This window comes from Wolbachia endosymbiont of Drosophila incompta (assembly GCF_001758565.1).
Classification (GTDB): domain Bacteria; phylum Pseudomonadota; class Alphaproteobacteria; order Rickettsiales; family Anaplasmataceae; genus Wolbachia; species Wolbachia pipientis.
Window position 1 is genome coordinate 37,615 of record NZ_CP011148.1, and the last position, 3,511, is coordinate 41,125.

The window sequence follows — 3,511 nt, forward strand, 5'->3', positions numbered from 1 at the left end:
TTAATATTGTATTAATAAAAACTTAATAATAATCCTTAATAATATATGAACTAACATGTTTGCAATTTCGTATGACAGAGGAAACAAAAGATGGATATGCTTCCTTATACGTTGCAATTCAGGAAGGTAATATTGAAGCTGCAGAACTACTAATAAAATGTGGCACAAACGTCAATGATCATTATGAACGCAATCGTACGCCACTGCATATTGCCATCGGACGCAAACAATTAGAAATAGCAAAATTGCTGATAAAAAATGGAGCAAACGTTAATGCAAAAACTCAAAATCATGGTAAAGATGATCTAACACCAATGCACTTTGCAGTTTTTGCAAATACGCCAGAATTTATAGAATTACTAGCTAGCCATGGTGCATTGATTAATGAAAGAGAAAGTACCGAAGGGTATACTCCTCTTCACTTTGCTGCTTTATATGGGAACAAAAATATAATACAAGCCTTAATTGATAAGGGACAAGATATTGAAAATGTGGACAATAATGGGCGAACAGCTCTGTTTTTAGCTGCTAGGCAGTGCACTGAAGCAGAAGATGATAGCAGAATAGAAATTATCAAGTATTTGATAGACAAGCTCAAAGCAGATGTAACAAAGAAAGACAATAATAACAATGCAGTACTCTTTCCTGCCGCTAATAATTGCCCTGGAAAAGTGGTAGAATTCATCATTGAGCAATATATAAAAATCTTTGAGTTAGAGAATTTTATCAACCACAAAAATAATGATGGAATGGATGCTTTGGATATTGCGCTGAATAGTGGAAACGAGAAAGCTATTGAAGTATTAAGATCATATGGAGCAGATATCAAGAATAAGGTAGATGGTAGCATTCAAAAAATTACTGCAGAAAAACCAAGTAGTACCCTAGACAGAGCAGAAAGTGCAGAGGTAGCGCCTCCAATTAAGCAAAGAGTATAAAGCTTTTTATAAAGCGATTATAAATTTCAGTAAGTTGCAGAGGCTCTACAATGGGAAGTGTAGTATGTTAGCAGATACAAATGACTAGATAAATTATATTTCATTAAAGTCATTTATCTTGAAACATAAGCAGGATTTTGTATAGTTGTTTCAATTTGGGTCTATATATTGAAACAACGCGTGAAAATGACAGGTCATTGTACAAGAGGTATCTAATTCACCGACAAGAATGCTAGATAAAGACACTTACATTTCAATTATTTCACAATTTCTGTATAATCTTAAAAACTCAATTAGTGCGTTATGAAGATAATAATAGGTAATGCTAGTAAGGAATTAGGGGAATCAGTAGTTAACCGGCTAGATGTTCAACCATCCTCTGCTTGGATATCAAAGTTTACCGATGGTGAGGTAAATGTAGAAGTAGCAAATGATCTATATAATCAAGAAGTATATATAATACAATCTCTTTCTCCCCCTGTGAATGATAATCTTATGGAGCTTCTGCTTATAATTGATGCAGTAAATAGATCAGGAGCCAAAAGGATAGTAGTAATTATCCCTTATTATGGATATAGCAGGCAAGATAGAATTATCAAGAACAATAATGTGCAGTCTGCTTTAAGTGCCAAATTAGTTGCAAATCTTATTCAAACTGCAGGTGCAAGTAGCGTTGCAGTTATTGATTTGCACTCAAGTCAAATTGAAGGATTCTTTGATGTACCGATAACTAATTTGAACTGCTTTGAAGCATTTGTTGACTCTATACACACAGAAAATTTGGCAATTGTTGCACCTGATGTTGGAGCAATTGGCAGAGCACGTGCTTTTGCAAAGACTTTAGAGGAAAAGTACAAGATAGGGTTAAATGATAAGATTATTGTAGTAGATAAATATAGGGAGAAAGCAGGCACATCTCAAGTAATGAACATAATAGGAGAAGTTGCAAATAAAAATTGTGTCATTGTTGATGATATAGTTGACTCTGGTGGAACATTGTGTAATGCAGCTCTTGCTTTAAAAGGCCACGGAGCAAAGTCCGTAATTTCATGCATCACACATGGCGTGCTTTCAGGAAGTGCAGTTGAGAAAATTTCTTCCTCTTCTTTAGATAAATTAGTGATTACGGATACCATACTTCACAAATTTGAAAAAACTGGTAAAATAGAAGTTGTTTCGGTCGTAGATATTTTAACTCACTTTATCCAAGGAGGTAAAGATGCCAGCTAAGTCAACAGAAGACGTTATTACTTCACTAATAGAATTTGCAAATAAGAGAAAAATAACAATTACCAAAGAAGAAATGCTTAAAATTGCACAGCTTGTAAGGATTAAGTTATCAAATGACGAGATTGATCACTACTCCAAAGAACTGACAATGCTGGATTGGATACATGATACTTTATTGCAAGTTAATACTGAAGGTGTTTCTCCTATGCGTTATGGCAGCATAGACAAGGACATTCATGTACGCGATGATGTTATAAATTCTCAAAACATTAAAAAAGAGATATTGTCCAATACAAAACCTGAGCATGGGTATTTCGTAGTGCCAAAGGTTATAAGCAATTCAAGTAAAATAAGGCTCATATCAAATCTATAATAGATCTACTTTCAAAAATAAGACCAATCCGGTAAAGAAGCATTTGTGGGAGTGGAAACCATTTTTTGATTTTTCTTTACTAAGTCTACTAAATATAGTTTAGAGTTGCTTGGTGATTCTGTTCTTGTAAAAATGATTTCTCTACCATTTGGTAACCATGCCGGGGATTCAATTTTATGCCCCTCTGAAAGCAGACGTTCTTCTTTGCCATCTGGCTTCATAACTCCTATGTAAAATTTTCCTGACTGAATCTTTGTAAAAGCTATCAGATCTCCTTTTGGCGACCAAACAGGCGTAGCATATCTTCCACTTCCAAAACTAATTCTTTTAGGTTTTTTACTTTTGTTAGTAAAATCGATAACGTACAGTTGCTGACTCCCACTTATATCAGAACTAAAAGCCATATACTTTTGATCTGGAGAAAAAGAGGGAGAAGTGCTTATAGCTGAACCTTTAGTAATTTTTTTTGTTCGTTTACTACTTAAATCCAAAGATAATATATTCGTTTCACCACCCAATGAGTGGGAAATTAAAAGAGATTTACCATCGGGAGAAAATCTTGGTGCAGAAACAACTCCTTCAAATGCGCTGATTATTGATTCAGTGTTATCTTTTAAATTTTTTAATATTATATAACTTTTACCATTTGCGTACGAGATATAAACAATACCCTTTCCATTTGGTGAGAATCTCGGTGTTGACACAAATCTATCGCCATTTGTTAAGTATTTTATATTACTTCCATCTTGATTCATCACAGCAATTTTACGCACAGATTTGTAGTTGCTATCTTTTTCTTCAGCGATATACGTGATTTTTGTGTTGAAGTGCCCTTTCTCACCAATTAATCTATCATGTATCACATCCGAAACGAGGTGACCAATTTTTCTCCAGTCTTTTGCTGGAAAAACAACTGACTGAGTAAGTAATTCTCTTTTTGTAAAAGCGTCAAATAAACGAAATGATAGCT

Annotated in this window: 4 protein-coding genes (1 of these 4 cut by a window edge); 3 read left to right on the forward strand and 1 reads right to left on the reverse strand. The window is 34.1% G+C overall.

The genetic code is table 11. The annotated features are described in order from the left end of the window. Positions 1 to 71: 71 nt before the first annotated feature. From WG67_RS00150 to gatC, 3 genes are all read left to right on the forward strand, one after another. Positions 72 to 938, forward strand: a complete 867-nt coding sequence (locus tag WG67_RS00150) for an ankyrin repeat domain-containing protein (protein WP_070356711.1) — start codon at positions 72 to 74, stop codon at positions 936 to 938. 303 nt (positions 939 to 1,241) lie between these two features. Next, on the forward strand, positions 1,242 to 2,168 hold the full coding sequence (locus tag WG67_RS00155; RefSeq protein WP_070356712.1) for a ribose-phosphate diphosphokinase: 927 nt from the start codon (positions 1,242 to 1,244) through the stop codon (positions 2,166 to 2,168). Next, positions 2,158 to 2,541 carry an Asp-tRNA(Asn)/Glu-tRNA(Gln) amidotransferase subunit GatC gene (gene gatC, locus WG67_RS00160; RefSeq protein WP_070356713.1) on the forward strand — a complete coding sequence of 128 codons (384 nt, stop codon included), beginning with the start codon at positions 2,158 to 2,160 and terminating at the stop codon, positions 2,539 to 2,541. The genes WG67_RS00155 and gatC overlap by 11 nt, the downstream gene beginning before the upstream one ends. An 11-nt stretch (positions 2,542 to 2,552) precedes the next feature. On the opposite strand, the gene WG67_RS00165 is transcribed toward gatC, so the two are convergent. Continuing rightward, positions 2,553 to 3,511 carry the 3' portion of a Tol-Pal system protein TolB gene (locus WG67_RS00165; RefSeq protein ID WP_070356714.1) on the reverse strand. It continues 304 nt past the right edge of the window, so only the last 959 of its 1,263 coding nucleotides appear in the window; its start codon lies beyond the right edge, outside the window; its stop codon occupies positions 2,553 to 2,555.

What these genes read in the sequence shown, in the direction of transcription:
- WG67_RS00150 (WP_070356711.1), top strand. Translation starts at nt 72, where the DNA reads ATGACAGAGGAAACAAAAGATGGATATGCTTCCTTATACGTTGCAATT.
- WG67_RS00155 (WP_070356712.1), top strand. Translation starts at nt 1,242, where the DNA reads ATGAAGATAATAATAGGTAATGCTAGTAAGGAATTAGGGGAATCAGTA.
- gatC (WP_070356713.1), top strand. Translation starts at nt 2,158, where the DNA reads ATGCCAGCTAAGTCAACAGAAGACGTTATTACTTCACTAATAGAATTT.